This window comes from Spirosoma liriopis (assembly GCF_023196085.1).
Lineage (GTDB): Bacteria > Bacteroidota > Bacteroidia > Cytophagales > Spirosomataceae > Spirosoma > Spirosoma oryzicola.
Window position 1 is genome coordinate 90,339 of the sequence record NZ_JALPRF010000008.1, and the last position, 16,446, is coordinate 106,784.

General features: G+C 46.8%; 16 protein-coding genes. 8 read left to right on the forward strand and 8 right to left on the reverse strand.

Annotation, left to right across the window (positions count from 1 at the left end; translation table 11 throughout):
• Nucleotides 1-16: 16 nt before the first annotated feature.
• Together bla and M0L20_RS26425 are read right to left on the reverse strand one after the other, a co-directional pair.
• On the reverse strand, nt 17-913 hold the full coding sequence (gene bla, locus M0L20_RS26420; RefSeq protein WP_248480201.1) for a class A beta-lactamase, subclass A2: 897 nt from the start codon (nt 911-913) through the stop codon (nt 17-19).
• Nucleotides 914-993: 80 nt separating this feature from the next.
• On the reverse strand, nt 994-2,067 hold the full coding sequence (locus M0L20_RS26425) for a flavin monoamine oxidase family protein (RefSeq protein ID WP_248480202.1): 1,074 nt from the start codon (nt 2,065-2,067) through the stop codon (nt 994-996).
• 224 nt (nt 2,068-2,291) lie between these two features.
• On the opposite strand from M0L20_RS26425, the gene M0L20_RS26430 reads away from it, so the two are divergent.
• Genes M0L20_RS26430 through M0L20_RS26440 form a run of 3 tightly spaced genes read left to right on the forward strand, consistent with a single transcriptional unit; the run spans nt 2,292 to nt 3,767 of the window.
• Complete coding sequence (locus M0L20_RS26430) at nt 2,292-2,879, forward strand: TetR family transcriptional regulator (protein ID WP_248480203.1); 588 nt, start codon at nt 2,292-2,294, stop codon at nt 2,877-2,879.
• Nucleotides 2,880-2,925: 46 nt separating this feature from the next.
• A complete protein-coding gene (locus tag M0L20_RS26435) occupies nt 2,926-3,390 on the forward strand; it encodes a hypothetical protein (protein ID WP_248480205.1) in 465 nt (154 codons plus the stop codon).
• A gap of 59 nt (nt 3,391-3,449) precedes the next feature.
• Entirely contained in the window at nt 3,450-3,767 is a 318-nt protein-coding gene (locus tag M0L20_RS26440; RefSeq protein WP_232563629.1) for a DUF3817 domain-containing protein, read from the forward strand.
• A gap of 127 nt (nt 3,768-3,894) precedes the next feature.
• On the opposite strand, the gene M0L20_RS26445 is transcribed toward M0L20_RS26440, so the two are convergent.
• The 4 genes from M0L20_RS26445 to ccsA all read right to left on the reverse strand — a co-directional run bounded on the left by M0L20_RS26445 (nt 3,895) and on the right by ccsA (nt 8,614).
• The gene (locus M0L20_RS26445) at nt 3,895-4,932 is read right to left on the reverse strand and encodes a S66 family peptidase (RefSeq protein ID WP_248480206.1); all 1,038 of its coding nucleotides are present in this window, start codon (nt 4,930-4,932) and stop codon (nt 3,895-3,897) included.
• Between the two features lie 148 nt (nt 4,933-5,080).
• The gene (locus M0L20_RS26450; RefSeq protein ID WP_248480208.1) at nt 5,081-7,474 is read right to left on the reverse strand and encodes an ABC transporter permease; all 2,394 of its coding nucleotides are present in this window, start codon (nt 7,472-7,474) and stop codon (nt 5,081-5,083) included.
• A gap of 223 nt (nt 7,475-7,697) precedes the next feature.
• Nucleotides 7,698-7,844 carry a CcmD family protein gene (locus M0L20_RS30235; RefSeq protein WP_262924034.1) on the reverse strand — a complete coding sequence of 49 codons (147 nt, stop codon included), beginning with the start codon at nt 7,842-7,844 and terminating at the stop codon, nt 7,698-7,700.
• Nucleotides 7,845-7,864: 20 nt separating this feature from the next.
• Entirely contained in the window at nt 7,865-8,614 is a 750-nt protein-coding gene (gene ccsA / locus M0L20_RS26460) for a cytochrome c biogenesis protein CcsA (protein ID WP_494338094.1), read from the reverse strand.
• Between the two features lie 698 nt (nt 8,615-9,312).
• On the opposite strand from ccsA, the gene M0L20_RS26465 reads away from it, so the two are divergent.
• The 5 genes from M0L20_RS26465 to M0L20_RS26485 all read left to right on the forward strand — a co-directional run bounded on the left by M0L20_RS26465 (nt 9,313) and on the right by M0L20_RS26485 (nt 14,772).
• The gene (locus tag M0L20_RS26465; protein WP_248480212.1) at nt 9,313-9,825 is read left to right on the forward strand and encodes a DinB family protein; all 513 of its coding nucleotides are present in this window, start codon (nt 9,313-9,315) and stop codon (nt 9,823-9,825) included.
• Nucleotides 9,826-10,742: 917 nt separating this feature from the next.
• Nucleotides 10,743-11,189, forward strand: a complete 447-nt coding sequence (locus tag M0L20_RS26470) for a DMT family transporter (protein WP_232563541.1) — start codon at nt 10,743-10,745, stop codon at nt 11,187-11,189.
• Nucleotides 11,190-11,234: 45 nt separating this feature from the next.
• A complete protein-coding gene (locus M0L20_RS26475) occupies nt 11,235-12,359 on the forward strand; it encodes a metallophosphoesterase family protein (RefSeq protein WP_248480214.1) in 1,125 nt (374 codons plus the stop codon).
• A 20-nt stretch (nt 12,360-12,379) separates the two neighbouring features.
• Nucleotides 12,380-13,639, forward strand: a complete 1,260-nt coding sequence (locus M0L20_RS26480; protein ID WP_232563543.1) for an arsenic transporter — start codon at nt 12,380-12,382, stop codon at nt 13,637-13,639.
• Between the two features lie 422 nt (nt 13,640-14,061).
• The gene (locus M0L20_RS26485; protein WP_248480216.1) at nt 14,062-14,772 is read left to right on the forward strand and encodes a hypothetical protein; all 711 of its coding nucleotides are present in this window, start codon (nt 14,062-14,064) and stop codon (nt 14,770-14,772) included.
• Between the two features lie 287 nt (nt 14,773-15,059).
• On the opposite strand, the gene M0L20_RS26490 is transcribed toward M0L20_RS26485, so the two are convergent.
• Nucleotides 15,060-15,512 (reverse strand): nuclear transport factor 2 family protein, encoded by a 453-nt coding sequence (locus tag M0L20_RS26490; RefSeq protein WP_248480218.1) that lies wholly within the window; start codon nt 15,510-15,512, stop codon nt 15,060-15,062.
• A gap of 75 nt (nt 15,513-15,587) precedes the next feature.
• A complete protein-coding gene (locus M0L20_RS26495; protein WP_248480220.1) occupies nt 15,588-16,178 on the reverse strand; it encodes a Crp/Fnr family transcriptional regulator in 591 nt (196 codons plus the stop codon).
• Nucleotides 16,179-16,446 lie beyond the last annotated feature (268 nt).

Below are 16,446 nucleotides of genomic sequence, written 5' to 3' on the forward strand. Positions count from 1 at the left end.
ACACCGACAGTAAAGTTCAGTTTGACTTAGCGAAGTGATCGTAAGCTAGTTTAGCGATATCGGCGATGATCTGCTCATTTGTCTCCATACTTTCGGTTGAGTTCATGACGAAGACGCTGATGGCTATAGCCTTGCCGTTTGGCAACACGATATAGCCCGCATCGTTGACAGCACCCGTCAGGCCTTCTTTGTTAGTTCCTGACGTTCCGGTCTTGTGGGCCACTACTGTACCGGCGGGCAGCAATTTCTTGAGTCGATCTTGTCCGGTTGTTGTCCCAACCATCACCTTCCACAGAAAATCGTGACTGCTAGCGGACAGAACCTTGCGCTGGTAAACCAGCTTTAGCAAATCCAGCATCGCCTTTGGTGTTGTCCAATTCGTGTACTGAACGTCCCAATTGCCTTTAGCCTGCATCATTTCCTCGGTATGGCGTATGGCTACATCCTGAATACCAAGCTGATGAATAAAAGCGTCCACCTGCTTGGGACCACCCAATAGCCGGAAGAGGTAATCGCAGGCGCTACCATCGCTATCAGCGACCATATACCGGATTATATCGGCTAAGGGTAAATCGACTTCCCCGTTCGGATAGGCTTCCCCCATCGGACTGTGCAGACCAGGTACAAGATCGCTCTTTTTCACGCGCATCTTTTGCGTGATTCGAAATCGTCCCTTATCAACTTCCCGCAATACCGCTAGGGCCACGTGAAACTTGTACACACTTTGCATGGGCATGTGCTTGTTGCCGTTAATGGTCAACGTCTGTTGACTACCAACGTCATAAATGCCTACACCCACTGTTGCTTTCTTACTGTTGACGACTTGTTCGATTTTTGTCTGCAACCGGTCGATTTGGGCAGATACTGGTGAAACCAGACAAAGGAGTCCGATAAAGAGTAAAATGATTCTCACGATTATAGCGAATGGAATGTGTGTTTTAGCCGCAAAGATAGAATGTGCAAAACCATCCTTACTGATTGCGGATAAACTATTCACGAAAATGATACGGCTGATGTAAGCTGAGCCGCCAGTCTTTTAGCCGCTACGACAGCCCCTTCCATATAGCCGGGTGATTCATTGGAAGTTTCCGTACCACCGAAGTATAATTTCTCGTTCAGATACGCCTGGTGCAACAACGGGTGGCCGTTGTTTTGATGGGGCCGATGAATCACTGGATTGCCAGCTACGAGAAATTCGTCGTTCCATAGTTTATCGAAATAAGTCGTAGGTTGTAGCGCTTCAGAGCCAAATAGCTCGCCTAACTGACGTAATACTAACTCCTTGCGGACTTCCTGCGTAAAAGACGCAGATCCTCCATTTAAGAATCCGGTGAACCCATACCGCTGGCCGTCAGCACTGGTATGGTCGTACATCTCAACGACAATATCCGCCTGACTGTAGAGCATTCCCGAATACCCATTCGTGCGCCAAAAAGGAGTAGCGTATTCAACCGCAAATTTGATAGAGCCACCCATCCAGGTTTGAACCGTCGGTAACAGTTCACCAACTGCGAGGGACAGTTCAGGTGTTATTTTCACTTTTGAGGATACTACAGGAAGAGGTATACAACTCACAACTCGATTAGCATGGTATTTTTGACCGGTCGCCGTTTCGACAATGACTCCTTCCGGAACTTCCCAAATTCCGGTCACTTCGGTATTTACATGAATGGACGAGGTATCAAGTTGTTTTGCCAGTGTCTCAATCAGCTGTCCGGTTCCTCCTGCCAACCGATAGGACGGCGACTGAGAAGCAGGAATAAAAAACTGTTGAGAAGGCTCGAAGGATTTGGACTGAAACAAAGAAATACCTTCCGAAAACTGAGGAAAGATAGTCAGTCCCAATTCCTCAATAAGCGCCAGCAGATTAGGATGCTTAGTGGAGAACCAGGTAGCGCCCAGCTCCAGTGGGGTAGCCAAAACACCCGCTACCGTATGAATTCGTCCACCTAATCGGGGACTGGCTTCCAGAATAGTGACGTTAACTGGTTGGTCGCGTAGATAATAAGCTAAACTTAGTCCGCTTAATCCTCCACCGATGATGATGATACTGTCATTAGATTGCATTCGACAAAATTACTCGCCCCTGTAAGCTTTACGAACTCTTATCAAAAAATCAAGGCAAGATGATGGTGTCGGCGGAAACGCCCGCCCGGTTCACAAAACCGACACCATTCCCAAACCATTAAGCCGGAAGTGCTTGGTATTCCAGGCGAAGAAAATTTAGCTTACCGTTGAACAGACAATCAACTATTTCAATTATGTTTGCAAAACATACTAGTTAGTATTTTATGTCAAAAGCAGCCCTGACCCGGTTTACGATTCTACAGAAGGCATTGGAACTCATCTACCGGAACGGGTATCAGGCAACCAGTATTGATGACATTATTGCCACGACGCAGCTTACCAAAGGAGCGCTCTTTTATCATTTTAAGAACAAGGAAGAGATGGGACTTGCCATTATCAATGAAATCTTGGCTCCCAACCTGCTTCCTTACATGAAGGACACATTGTCTAGAACCACAGACATACGGTTAAACCTATATTCTATGATGGAAAATTTGTTGCTTACAAACCCTTTTTTCAATGTAGATTACGGTTGTCCGGCTGTTAACCTGATTGAAGAGATGGCGCCTGTCAATCCGCAGTTTAAACAGGCATTATTACGGATTATGCAGCAATGGCACTCTGCTATCGAGGCTGCTATCGTTCATGCCCAGGATGAGAACCAGCTTAATAGCAAGCACAATCCCGCCTACCTGGCAACTTATATCATCTCGAACTATTCTGGCATACGAAATACCGGTAAAGTGATGGGACAAACGGCCTACACGGCTTTTCTGAGCGAATACCAAAAATTTCTTTTACAGCTTGATTAATTTTTTTTACCCAAAAACATACTGATTAGTATGTTTATCCTTCTAAATGATGTATTCAGTTCTCCTCTTTCTTCACTCATGCTGGCGCTGGCTTGTTCTAATCAGCCTTGTTTACGCTATTTACAGTGCTTACACGGGCTTCTATCGAAGGCAGGTATTCACAACTGCTATCAACAGCCTTCGTCACTGGACCGCAACGATTGCCCATACACAGCTGCTTTTAGGGATGGCGCTGTACGTTCAAAGCCCAGTTGTTAAGCTGTCCATGGGAGATAATCCTGACAAGTGGATCAATGAACAACTGTTTTTCCGTTACGTCCATCTGGCAATGATGCTGGTAGCCGTGGTTTTGATCACTATCGGATCGGCCAAGGCTAAGCGAGCAAAAGACGACGCAGAAAAGTATAGGACAATGCTGACGTGGTTTAGCTGGGGGCTGGTCATTCTTCTCATGGCAATACCTTGGCCATTTTCACCACTGGCCAGCAGACCTTACATCCGGAGTATTTAATCCCTGCCGTTAAACCGAATTCGTATTAAAGTCCCAATTAGCTCTCAAACAGTATTTCTATGATTACATTACTTAAAACTCCGGTTGGCCGACTGCGTGTACTGGGCTATCTGGAAGGTATTTCCCTTATTATGCTGCTTTTTGTTGCAGTTCCGTTAAAATACTGGAATGGTAACCCTGCGCTGGTCAAAGCGTTGGGCCCTGTACATGGTTTGCTTTTCCTTTGGTTTGTTTTCAACACCCTAAGCGTGGGTGTTGAGCAACGATGGAAATTTCAACAAACTACCTGGAAAGTGCTCATTGCCTGCATAATTCCTTTTGGTACTTTCTACATCGACCGGTATATTCTAAAGGACGCTTTTGCCAAACAAGAGTAAGGGCATTAGAGGGTCATTTGCTATTTTTTGACATTGGATTCGACTATAAGTTGATGGAGTACGATTGTGTTCTGTTTGGTTTATCGGTAAATCAAACAGAACACAATGTGTTTCGGTACAGCGGTATTTACTCGTCAACACCGCTTTCAAGCAGGCTAAATGTCTTGGTTAAACAATCAATTTGGGCCATTGCCCCGTAAGGAATGGTAAAGACGGGACATGTGTGACCAAAGTCCATTTCCGTAATAACGGGCATTTTGGTCAGACCTTCCTCGTGCAGCACTTTTAGCAATTCATCATTGTACGCGTTGACATAGACGTTATCATAAGGTCTGCCCAGGATGATCCCATTCGCCTTTTTCAAGATACCCTGTTCCGCGTAATTGCGCAGCCACCACCGAAAAGAATCAGGTTCCGGCTTCAATTCTGACGTTTCAAAAAACAAGATCGAATCAGCCCAACACTCATTATCAGGCCACCAAGTTGTTCCTTTCAACGATTCAAGTGCTTCCATACAGCCACCAATCAGCCTGCCCTGTGCGATTGTTTCACCCTGCAAAAAATTCCAGCCAGGATTGGCCTCTACTTTTCGTTTCTTGTTTTGCAGGGAAACGTCCGACCAGTCCAGCAGTTCCGAGGTCCAGCCAGCCTCATTCGGTTTCAGCTGACCAATCACTTCCGTTGAGAAAAGCGTTCGCTTGATGTCCGCTACCTGATACGGATACATGCCACCGTTTTCGGCAAAGCCAACCAGCAACGCTGTGCCGTAAAACGTGGATAAGCCCGCTTTTAAACAAAGGAGATGAGTGATGGTGCTATCGGAGAAGCCCAAAAATAGTTTAGGATTCTGGCTGATTATTTCCACATCGACATAGCGTAAGATCCGGCAACTGTCGTCTCCACCAATTGTGGAAATAATGCCTTTTATCGAAGGATCGGCAAAGGCTTCCATCAAATCTTGAGCACGCGCTTGCGGATTTTCGTAAAGCCACTGAGCCGATTTTAGTGCATGCTTCGTTTCGACAACGTTCAACCCGAACGTTTCTTGCAACTGCCGTTTTCCTTGTTCATAACGCTCGGGTAATTCCCCCGCACCACCCCAAGATAGAGAAATAGTTGCTACCGTGTCACCGGGTTTAAGCGCTTTGGGCTTAACTAAGTTCATGGCGAATACTGACAAATAATGACAGGCATAAAAATAGTGTACCGGAGCACTCTACGTACCAGATTACCGTCAACTGTGGCTTTTTCAGCAGGGATTCAGCCTTGAGCTTAGTCCGAGGTGGTCTTCCTTCTTGTTTGTTGAGCACTGCTCACTCAGATCGTAAAGACTTAATCGGATTGACCAGCGCAGCACGGACACTTTGAAAACTTACTGTTAGCAGCGCAACACCAACCGCCACTAAACCGGCTAGACCAAAGACCCATCCCGAAATACTGATCCGGTAAGCAAAGTCCTCAAGCCAGCGATTCATGGCCCACCAGGCCAGCGAAGAAGCAATGAGAAGAGCAATGACCACTAGCTTCAAAAAATCCTGTACCAGCAGCGTCACGATACTAGAAACCGACGCACCAAGTACTTTGCGCACGCCAATCTCCTTGGTGCGCTGCTCCGCCGTGAAGGTTACCAGCCCAAAAAGACCCAAACAGGCAATAAAGATGGCCATTCCCGAAAAGGAAAGAAACAGATTGCCTTTTCGCTCGTCGGCGCGGTACTGATCGGCAAAAGTCTGGTCCAGAAACGTGTACTCGAAGGGCTGGTTTGGATTGATCGTTTTATAGGTGTCCTCGACGTAAGCTAAGGCGGCTGCTATATTCTGCGGCTTTATTCGAATCAATAGCTTATCGCCCCGGTCCTTGTGAAGCACTAAAACCAAAGGCTCGATTTGGCTCCGGAGCGAGCGTAGATGAAAATCGCGGATCACTCCCGCAATAGGAATGCGCTTTTCGTTGAACTCTACTAAACCGGCGGTCCTGTCTTTCCAGCCCAGCCGTTTGAGCATGGCTTCATTGACCAATACCGCCCCCGTTGAATCACTCCCTAAATTGGCAGAAAAGTTGCGCCCTTCTTTTAGACCAATTTGTAACACGTCCAGAAAATCGTGATCCACGGAGAAGTACTCCGTACTAACGGGTTGCTCCTTACCATTAGCATGGTAGAAATCAAATGTGGTTTTATCGTTCATGTCGCCACCAACCGATCCACTGGTTAGACTGACCTGCTCGACAGCGGCATTTCGACGTAACGTTTCTTTCAGTACCTCTGCTGACCGTTGAACAGCTGGTGATTTAAGCGGCAGGACAATCACCTGTTCCTGGTTAAACCCCAGCTGCGTGTGCCGCATGTACTGCAACTGCTGATAGACGACAAGCGTACCAACGATCATACTAATCGACACCGTAAACTGAAAAATAACCAATGCTTTTCGTAATAAAAGCCCGTTACCGCTCGTCGAAAAAGCGCCTTTGAGCACCGTTACCGGATTAAACCTAGCCAGAACAACCGCCGGGTAAAGACCGCTTAACAAACCAATCAGCAAGCCACCCCCGGCTATGAGAGCGATGATTTTGGGCTGCCACAAATCAATAGACAATGACTTGGCCGCCAATGCGTTAAAGAGCGGCAAAATGGCATGCAACAATAGCAGACTAAGCAAAAGAGCCAGCATCGTCAGTAGAGTCGATTCGGCTAGAAACTGGCTGATCAACTGGCGACGTAACGAACCAACCGCTTTTCGAACCCCGATTTCTCGGGCACGGACCGCTGACCGGGCTGTTGCCAGATTGACATAGTTGACAATGGCGATTAGTAGAATAAACAGACCGATAATGGAGAAGGTGTACACGTACGCTACATTACCCCCGTTACCTACCCCCAGCAAGTGAGACGAGTACAAATGTATCTTAGCCAATGGCTGAAAAGTCATCAGAAAAGTAACCCCTTTGCCTGTCTCGTCACCAATTGCTTGAGCTATGTACTTTCGATAAAAAGCAGGCATCTTCCGTTCCAACTGGCGCGCATCACTACCCGAATGAAGCAGGACGTAGGTTGCTGAATTAAAGTTATCCCACTTATTCAGGTTGATCTTGTTGAGTTGCGTATTGCTGTAGGGAAGAACAGCCTCGAAATGTAAGTGATGATTAGCCGGTGCATCGTCGATTACACCCGCTACCGTCAGAAATTGCTCGTCTTTTACACGAACGGTTTTGCCCAGTAACCCCGTAGCTCGCCCGAAAAGGGACATGGCCAGTTTACGGGTCAGTACAACAGAATTGGGTGTCAACGCCGTAGTATGTGCACTGCCCTCGAGGAAGGAATAATCAAAAAAGGAGAACAGAGTCGAATCGGCGTAAATAACACCATCTGCATACAAAGCTTTCGTTCCCACACGAAAAAGCAATCCGTTATCGAGTTTGACCCGCAGTACACTCTTGATCTCGGGGTATTCCTGACGGAGGGCCGGCCCCATCGGTGCTGAGCCGATAGCCATGTTCATGTCATTACCATCCCATTTAACGTTCACATTTAACCGGTAGATGTTGGCCGCGTTAGCATGGTACTGATCGATCGTTAGCTCGTCATAGACATAAAGTCCCAGCAGCAGCGCACAGGTCATACCACTAGCCAATCCCAGTAAAGTAAGGGCGCTATAGGTCTTATGGCGAATCAAATTTCGCCAGGCGATCTTGAGGTAGTTTAGGAACATAATCGGCGTCGTGTACAGCGTTGGCTAGGGAGGGTCAACTACTATGCCAAGGTTACAATAAGGAGCCAGGAGGCTGGAAAGGGAATTTTCCCTACAAGCCCTGTCCGTAGGCGGACATTGATTGTCCACTACCGAACACGCCGTTGAGTCAAAAGAAACGAATGGTTTAAGCGCTTCAACACGATAGCCCAATCGTATAGTTATGTATGTGTAATCGTACTCATTAGCCCTTGATTCTTCGTCTAACTTTATCTTTCCGGTGACCAATCTGTAGCAGATAGGACAACCATCCTATCAAAACTATGCCCATCACAGCGACAACAACCCAGATCTTCCCGTCTGAGCGCAACAATTCGGTTAACTGATTCATCGAAATAGGCTAAAAATGATTTAATTCGGTAATTCCGTAGACTGGCTAATTGGTTTTTTTACCTCATTCTGCTCGTCTAGCTCGGATTCCAACCGGCGTAAACGCACTCGAAGCTGTGTGATCCAGAAACCCAGCAACGTAAACCCCACAAAAGCCGGGCGGATAATCCGTTTGATGGAACTGTCGGCATCGTACTGATTGAAGCCTGGGTTACCTCCATTCCCAGGATGCAATGAATCGGTTAAGCGAGGTAAAATCAGGATCAACGGGATAAAGACGGCGAAGGCGAAGATGTTGTAAACGGCAGAAATCCGTCCCCGACGCAGGTCGTCTTCGAAAGATCCGCGTAGCACAAAATAAGCCAGGTACAAAAGCATTCCCACGGCGACCCCGTTCGTTTTTGGGTCATTAGGCCACAAATCACCCCAAGCAAAGTAGGCCCACACAGACCCGGTTATACAGCCCAACACGCCAAACAGTAGGGCTGTGTTAGCCAGCTCTACCGCAATCAGATCATCGTCAAGCCTGCCTTTTCGTAAGTAGCGAATTGAAAAAATAGCCGACCCCAATAGCATACTCATCATAGCGATCCATAGGGGCGGATGGAAAAATGTGTTGCGGATGGCTTCGTGTAAAATGGGTAGCTTAGGCACCGGACTCATCAATCCAGCGATAAACACATACATCAAAATCAGAACGGTCAAGATCTTCCACCACCAATGTTTGAGAATAGCCATACAGCATATTTTATCAGAGAAAGATAGGCTCAACGGAGCTCCTTATAGACTTAAAATCAAGGAAGTAGCTTATTCTACTAGTAATGAGTCAAATTAAAGTGCACAGACATTACCCAATAAGCCGTCAATCCGAGTGGTACATAACTATCGTTGATGAAATAATAACTATCGTTTGCCCGCGATACATTATATGAAAGCTCGGCTACAGAAACACGTCAACAATGCCTAAAGTATTTCACATTGGTAATCAAGCATGAATCGACGTGTCAGCCACCGAAGATGGCTAGTTACCTCATAGCGTATTCGGCAAATAACTTTTTTCACTTGTAAATGATATCGTACAGTTTTGAGTACGCTCGAGCAGCTGTATAAATGATAGAGCAAAAAAATTTATCAACACGTCATAAATAATAATTTACGACAATTGTTGATTTTATGGAAAATCTCAATAGTGGCGTTCATATTGACGGCCAGATAAGGAGCCTACTCGCAATAGTGGTGACGAACTTTAGTTGAAGATACCTCTCTAGACGAGAATGCTTTATTCAGCCAATAAATTCTTCGCCAAACGCTTATAATCTTCAACAGCTTCCGTTTCGATAAGCTAATGCCGCAACTGTTGTGCTTGGACTAATTATTTATAGTCGATTGGATTCACTACTGACATACCGGTGTCACTGCTCTGGCTTTCCTTTGTGATGTCAATCAATAACGCAAACCAACAGCAGGCCATGGAAACCACAGCACCGTTTAGCCAAATGAAAGATCAAATCCTCATCTCACCCCAGCAACTTCTTGCTCATTGGCAGGGTCACAGAGGACTCACCCGCGGGTTGATCGAGGTCTACCCCGACGAACACTTTTTTTCGTACACCCTGGGCGGTATGCGACCTTGTTCGGCACTGATCGATGAAGTTCTACAGATGGCCGACCAGAGTATGCAGGGCGTTGTTTCGGGTGATTGGCCTTCATTCAGCGAGGGAGAAGAACCCCAAGCCACGACAAAAGAACAGGTCCTGGCGCAATGGGATCGGGTGACAGAGAAGATTAATGCTTACTGGTCGCAGATTCCACATTCTCGTTTCCAGGAGGTCGACAAGGCTTTTGGTCTGTATGAAGGACCAATCTACTGGTTTCTTCTCTATCTGATTGATAATGAAATTCACCATCGGGGGCAGGCTTACGTATACCTACGCACCCTAGGTGTAGAACCGCCCGCTTTCTGGGATCGTCCTCAACTATAATCAGCTATTACAATACGAAAAGTCTTTGCCAATATAGAGATTGGCAAAGACTTTTCGTATTGTAATAGCTTTTGACCCGCCATTCGCTTTCTTACTTTATGCCTATAAAATTTGGGACAAAACCAGTTTCCTTCTTCTTGCGATTTTACTAACCTATCAGACTGACCGAATCCGGTAGAATGAGTAAGAAAAACCTAATGATGAATCAACCGACGAACGTATGCATTCGTTTGGTATAGCAGAGTAATTGAATCTTACGTACTTAAACAAGTAATTATTTACATCGAGATAACTGTAGAAATAATTAACAGAATATATCATTTTTATCGATAGGTATTATTACAGTAATTTTTAATTAAATTTTAATATAATATACTCTATAACAGCGTCTTACGTAGCTAGACTTCTACATCATTGAGTAAAAATACTCCACTATAATTCAAGGTTTTTTCGCGTTTCGATCACTAACGCACTATCAGACAAGTGATTGGATGAAGTCGAGTAGTTGTGGCATAGTTTTTCGAATGAAGTAAGCACTGGCCGTAACGTTTCGCGTCATTTTATCGAAGTGAAGAGTCGTTCTTTTCGATAACTGAAGATAAATTAATAGTAATCTAAGCGAAACTTCATTGAAGCAGAATTGCTTTACCACGGCTCGTAGTTGGCGTCTATGCGCTGGAAGACTCCTGCTCTAGCAGTAGTTAATTTATTACTCAACAAAATTCGATATATGGCTCAATCTGCATCTAAAAACCTAAATAAGTACGACGTTCACTGGCCTCATAAGGCGCTTTTTTTTATGGCCGAAATCAGCCTATACATCACTACTCCACTAGCGACTGCCTGTTCAATCAAGTGCACAAATCGCTGTCATCCCGTTTTTATCCATTAAACAATCAACTCAAACTATACTACCGATGAACCAAGCCTGGCTTTATCCACTTATCATTGCGGCTGGTGCGCTGCAAGCCTGGGGGCCTCCCATGAACGGGGCTCTACTAAAATCAATTGGCAACCCTTGGCTGGCCAGTGTTATCTCGTTTCTGCCTGTCGTGGCCCTGTTGAGCTGCGTATTTTTGTGTCTACCCAAACCTATGCCAACCGGAGAGGGTATTTCCGAAATGCCTTGGTGGGCACCGTTGGGTGGCCTAGTAGGGGCTGGTGCCGTCGTGGTCGGGCTAATGTTTGTCAACAAGGTCGGGGCTGGGACATTGGCGGGTCTGACAATCACCGCTAACATACTGATGTCTTTGTTAATCGACAAATACGGCTGGTTTGGTATGGAGCAGCATCCGCTTAGCCTAGGTCGGATTGCCGGGGCCACGTTGTTGGTAGTAGGCATCTATCTGGTTTCAAAGTATTGATGGCACTTACCCAACTTTTTTGAGACAATACGCATGCCAGCGTTTATGAATCCAACAGGACCATTACTCTTCGCCCATTTAGGCGATTTACACATTACCCAGCCCAAACAGCAGAACTACGTAGACTTTTTATCAATCGTAGCCCAGCTTGAAACTGAATGCGGCTGGGCGCTTGATTTTGTCGTTTTACCGGGTGATAATGCGGATAACGGCTTACCGATCCAGTACAAATGGGTGGCTACGGCCCTGAAGATGCTAAGCGTTCCGGTCTACTGTATCCCCGGTGATCATGACATGGAGCAGAAAAGTCTGGCAGCATTTTATGGACAATTGCAAGCAGAACTCCTGCCAATATCGAGTGTTATACGGGGCGTTCGTTGCCTTTTTTTGGATATGAGTGGTAGCGGCAGTGGGGGACCTGATTTCCGGTTGGGCAATACGCAGCAGCAATGGTTAAGCCGCGAGGTAGCAACAGCTCATGTCAATGGTGAGCGGATTATTATGTTCATGCACACATATCCGGCTGATCTAGTCGATCCACAGGAAACCTATTTATTGAATAGTCTGATCGCCGGGCATGATGTGGTTTTGGTCGATATGGGTCATACGCACTATAACGAGTTGGCCAACGATGGGCATGTGGTTTTCTCGGCAACCCGGTCTACGGGCCAGATTGAGGAAGGTCCTGTTGGCTATTCGTTGGTTTCCGTTGACAACGAGACTGTCAGTTGGCGTTTTAAAGCACTTCACGACGCCTTTCCGTTCGTCATGATTACAAATCCCGCTGATTACCGGCTTCGCCGTGACGAAACCCCCGCGCCCTCTAACACCGTGGAGGTACGAGCCAGTATTCTAGGTGCCAATACGATTCAATCCGTGGCCTGCCGGTTTAATGAAGATGACTGGACGCCAATGACCTTATCGAGCGATCAACGCAGTTGGTTGGCCACGATTAGCGTTCCATCTAGTCAGCGGATGGAACTGACAGTTGAAGCAATCGACATAAGCGGCCGTCCGGGGCGACATACTATACAAGTTGCACCACCACACACAAACCAAGTTAAACGCGTAAAAAACGGAAGCGATGCCGATTCAATAGGAGCCTGGCCTGAGAACGGAATTTTCGGGACTCAGCTAGGCCCTAACCGAAATGGCAAGCCAACTTCCTAAGTACGATCAACCCACTACATATGACTTCTTTTTCGATCTGGACGATCACTATTTTATCAATTGCCGGGGTCATCTTCCGACCTTTTAAAACTCCGGAATTTATTTGGGCTGTGGGGGGAGCCGTCTTGTTGCTCATCTTTGGCCTGATCACCCCTACCGAAAGCCTGTCAGGTATTGCCAAAGGAATGGATGTATACCTGTTTCTGACGGGCATGATGCTATTAGCCGAAACCGCTCGGGAAGAGGGGCTTTTCAACTGGCTGGCCGCCCACGCAACGCAGCGGGCCAACGGATCGGCCAGCCGGCTTTTTGCCCTGATTTACCTGGTAGGTGTCGTAGTCACTACCTTTTTGTCGAATGACGCTACGGCCGTTGTGCTTACACCAGCTGTAGCAGCTGCCGTAAAAACTGCGAAGGTTAAAAATCCATTGCCTTATCTGTTTATCTGCGCCTTCATCGCTAATGCCGCTTCGTTTGTATTACCCATCTCCAACCCTGCTAATCTGGTCATTTATGGCACACACATGCCCCCTCTGACGGTCTGGTTAGCGCACTATGCCCTGCCCTCCGTTGTAGCGATTGTTACTACCTACGTAATTCTGCACTTTACGCAACAGCAAGCCTTGCGCGAGTCTGTCGCTCAGGATATTACGATTCCGACTCTATCGCCAGGGGGGCGGCTGGCTATTATCGGTATTACCGCCACCGCGCTTATTCTATTAGGAGCATCGGCATTGGATAAACCTCTGGGTCTGCCAACGGCCATCACCGGCATTCTTACCTCAGCACTGGTATTGATTCGGGCAAGAAAAAATCCCTGGGTTGTCATCAAAGACGTGTCCTGGGCGGTGCTGCCCCTAGTGGCTGGCCTTTTTGTACTGGTAGAGGCCCTAGCCAAGACGGGCGTTATTCAGGAATTGACCACAATACTACAGACCAGTACCGCTCATTCGGTATCGACCACAACCTGGCTTAGTGGCATTGGTGTGGCAATTGCCTGTAATCTGGTCAATAATCTGCCTGCTGGTCTGATTGCGGGTACGGTAGTTCAGGCTGGTCAAGTTCCCGAAGCAATTAAAAGTGCGATCCTGATTGGCATCGATCTAGGACCTAATTTATCGGTGACAGGATCGCTGGCTACGATCCTTTGGCTCGTAGCCCTACGTCGGGAAGGGCAGGTGGTCAGTGCGTGGGAATTCCTTAAGCTAGGCGCGTTGGTAATGACCATTCCATTACTCTGCACGCTGGGCACAATCTGGCTGTATTACCATTATTTCTAATAAGCAATTATCATTTGTACTGCTGATTGTAGTCCCGCTCGCATTAGGAGACCGGTCGTTTCAAAGGAACGACCGGTCTTTTTTCGTACCCTATAAAGCAATCACGTTATAAAGCAATCACGTTTGTGTACCGGATTGTCAGTTACCGAATGGCAAAAACAGGAGGGATACTACGTCAGAGATTTATTCAACCGAACGACGCTTCGGCTGGATCATCAACGATTTATTTGTCCCCAATAATGCTTGATTACAAACAGACACTCAACGTGATGATCAACGATAAGCAACTAAATAAGGCCCTGTTCTAGAGTATCGCGCTACTCCGCTCCCTTAAGTTTAAACTTAAGATTAATTAATATTTTTTTCAGATCGTCCCCAGACAAGCATGGTAGGTTTGCCTTCGTAATCAATCATTTAAAGTTATGAAACGCAAGCATCAGATCTCATTTCTGCTTTTAGTAGTTGGACTAGCGGGTACGTTTACCGCGCAGGCACAACCTCCTGTAGCCCCTGGCCCCGGTAAACCCGGACCAATCGCACTCGCAGGTCCTCGCCCACCTCAAACGTCAAGCATCGTTGCTCTGACAAGCCTTTCAGGAACGGTTCAACAGTTCACTGCCAACGACGAATCTGTTCTGAATGGGTTTACGCTGAACACCGGTTCGCAAACAGTGGCGGTCGAGTTTCCTCCTCACTTAGGACAGGCCATCCAGGCCGCTGGCAAAACGGGTAGTAAAGTAACGGTGAGCGGTGTATCCGACACGACTCCTGAAGGAACAACGATGTTTCGACTGGTGAGCCTGACGAACGGTAATACGGTTGTGACCGACACGCCCCCGGCCGCTCCGGCTGTCCTTCCTACCCCAACACCTATTAGCGTGAAAGGGAAAGTAGTCGAGTATCAGGTTGACCGACAGGGACAGGTAAACGGCCTACGCTTGAGTGACCAGACGCTGGTACGGGTACCTCCTCACGTAGCTGGTCAACTCGTGTCGATCGCACCAAAAGAAAGCACCATTTCCGTAGAAGGCTATGTGCATCCAGTTGGCGAAGGACAAGTCAGACTCTCAAAACAGACTGTCGTAGAAGCTACTCAGATCACCGTCAACGGGAAATCGTTTCTAGTCCGCTAATAGTAAGGTTTTAGATTCTTTCTCCTTAGCAGTATAGTTCATCAGATCCACGTTGTTTCAACAAGTGGATCTGACGAACTATACGTGTATTTGTTAACAACACTAAAGGCCAAGTTAAACTAAATCTCTTTTCCTGCTTCGTATGTCGGAGATGAGGGCTCTGACTTACTTTGGCTGAGAATCGACGGTCATACAGGACGATAACTTCTTGAACTATATCTACATCTCGCCCATCTTGACAGATGTAATCAATCGAATCGTTTTCTATTTATCATTGACGAATTACATTAGCTAATGATCTGTGGGGCTTTGGCTTCCTGAATGCCAGCTTGGTACTGTTTTTCCAGTCCATTATAGACAGTCAAGGTATCTTCGTGCACATCCAGCTCGACTACTTTTCCCCACTTCAGGGTTATGAAATGGACCCCCTTGTTTACATAAGGATCTCCGTTTTCCAGGGTAGCAGTTGCCGTCCAGCGAACAATGGCTAATGTGTTGTGAGGCCAGCCCTCGACATTGATGTGATGAATGGTAATGTTTAGATTGGGCGTAACGCGGGCTAAGCGTTCCAGCCAGGCTTTAACCGCAGCCTGATCGTTTCGTACCCCGCCTAAGGCATGGTCCCCTGCAAAGCTGTGACGGACGTTCAGAACCATATCGTTGATCAGTTCACTGAAACGGCGTTGGTTGACCAGCTCGAATGATTTTTTTACTTGTTGTTTGACAAAATAGTGGTACATGAGTTCCTGCGTTTACGTGATAGACAAAGGTATCCTGGACCGCAGACCTCTACCTGTAACTTAAGTTACAAAGCGTTACAGACCTACAATTTTTCGACGGATACGACTCAGCGAAGGCCGCTCAATGCCCAGGAAAGAAGACAGGTGCGTCAGGGAGATGCGGTTAAATAAGTCCGGGTTCTGGCCGATAAAGTCTAGGTAACGTTGCTCGGCGGAATCAAACTGGAAGCTTTCGATGCGTTGCTGTTGCTGCTGGAGAATGGCTTCGGCGATTAGGCGACCATTTCGTTCAAAACCAACAAATCGTTCGTAGCCTTGCTGGATGTGCCCGTAGGAAACAGTGATCAGCGTAGTCGGCTCTAAACATTGAAAATTATAGCGACTAGGCTTGTTCATCAGCAAGGATGGATAATCAGTAACCCAGTTATTTTCGCTGACAAAGATAGTGGTCATTTCTTCGCCAGCTTCGGTAGTGTAATAACCGCGAATAAGTCCACGGGTGACAAAGCCGAGCAACTGATTCGGCTTATCAGCCTCAATGAAAAAGGTTTTCGGAGCTAAGGTATGTTCGGTCAAGCCCTGCTGGAAGTAATCCCATTCGAGCTGAGTAACCCTGGGATTGAGCTGTAAGATGGCTTGATGAAAAGCGTCGAAATTGGCGGACATATAAAATCGATTCAGCTCTGGGGCTATTGATGGTGCTTGACCTTACGGCAAATTTTATCCTTCATTTAGAGGAGTAACACACCAGCTAAGTTAATAAAAACCATATCGTAATGGCTCCTTACCTACCCTGCGCAAAAGAAACTACCTGACTACACGCTCGTCATTCCGAGATGAGTTTGAGTCGAACAACTTACTACCGATTATGAAGTCGCAACGGATGTTACGAATGGTTTAAGCAGTAGCTCTTATACGGTTGTACCAAATCCAT

Coding starts and splice junctions, on each gene's coding strand:
- M0L20_RS26425 (WP_248480202.1), bottom strand. CDS start 2,067: ATGCAATCTAATGACAGTATCATCATCATCGGTGGAGGATTAAGCGGA.
- M0L20_RS26430 (WP_248480203.1), top strand. CDS start 2,292: ATGTCAAAAGCAGCCCTGACCCGGTTTACGATTCTACAGAAGGCATTG.
- M0L20_RS26435 (WP_248480205.1), top strand. CDS start 2,926: ATGATGTATTCAGTTCTCCTCTTTCTTCACTCATGCTGGCGCTGGCTT.
- M0L20_RS26440 (WP_232563629.1), top strand. CDS start 3,450: ATGATTACATTACTTAAAACTCCGGTTGGCCGACTGCGTGTACTGGGC.
- M0L20_RS26445 (WP_248480206.1), bottom strand. CDS start 4,932: ATGAACTTAGTTAAGCCCAAAGCGCTTAAACCCGGTGACACGGTAGCA.
- M0L20_RS26450 (WP_248480208.1), bottom strand. CDS start 7,474: ATGTTCCTAAACTACCTCAAGATCGCCTGGCGAAATTTGATTCGCCAT.
- M0L20_RS30235 (WP_262924034.1), bottom strand. CDS start 7,844: ATGAATCAGTTAACCGAATTGTTGCGCTCAGACGGGAAGATCTGGGTT.
- M0L20_RS26465 (WP_248480212.1), top strand. CDS start 9,313: ATGGAAACCACAGCACCGTTTAGCCAAATGAAAGATCAAATCCTCATC.
- M0L20_RS26470 (WP_232563541.1), top strand. CDS start 10,743: ATGAACCAAGCCTGGCTTTATCCACTTATCATTGCGGCTGGTGCGCTG.
- M0L20_RS26475 (WP_248480214.1), top strand. CDS start 11,235: ATGAATCCAACAGGACCATTACTCTTCGCCCATTTAGGCGATTTACAC.
- M0L20_RS26480 (WP_232563543.1), top strand. CDS start 12,380: ATGACTTCTTTTTCGATCTGGACGATCACTATTTTATCAATTGCCGGG.
- M0L20_RS26485 (WP_248480216.1), top strand. CDS start 14,062: ATGAAACGCAAGCATCAGATCTCATTTCTGCTTTTAGTAGTTGGACTA.
- M0L20_RS26490 (WP_248480218.1), bottom strand. CDS start 15,512: ATGTACCACTATTTTGTCAAACAACAAGTAAAAAAATCATTCGAGCTG.
- M0L20_RS26495 (WP_248480220.1), bottom strand. CDS start 16,178: ATGTCCGCCAATTTCGACGCTTTTCATCAAGCCATCTTACAGCTCAAT.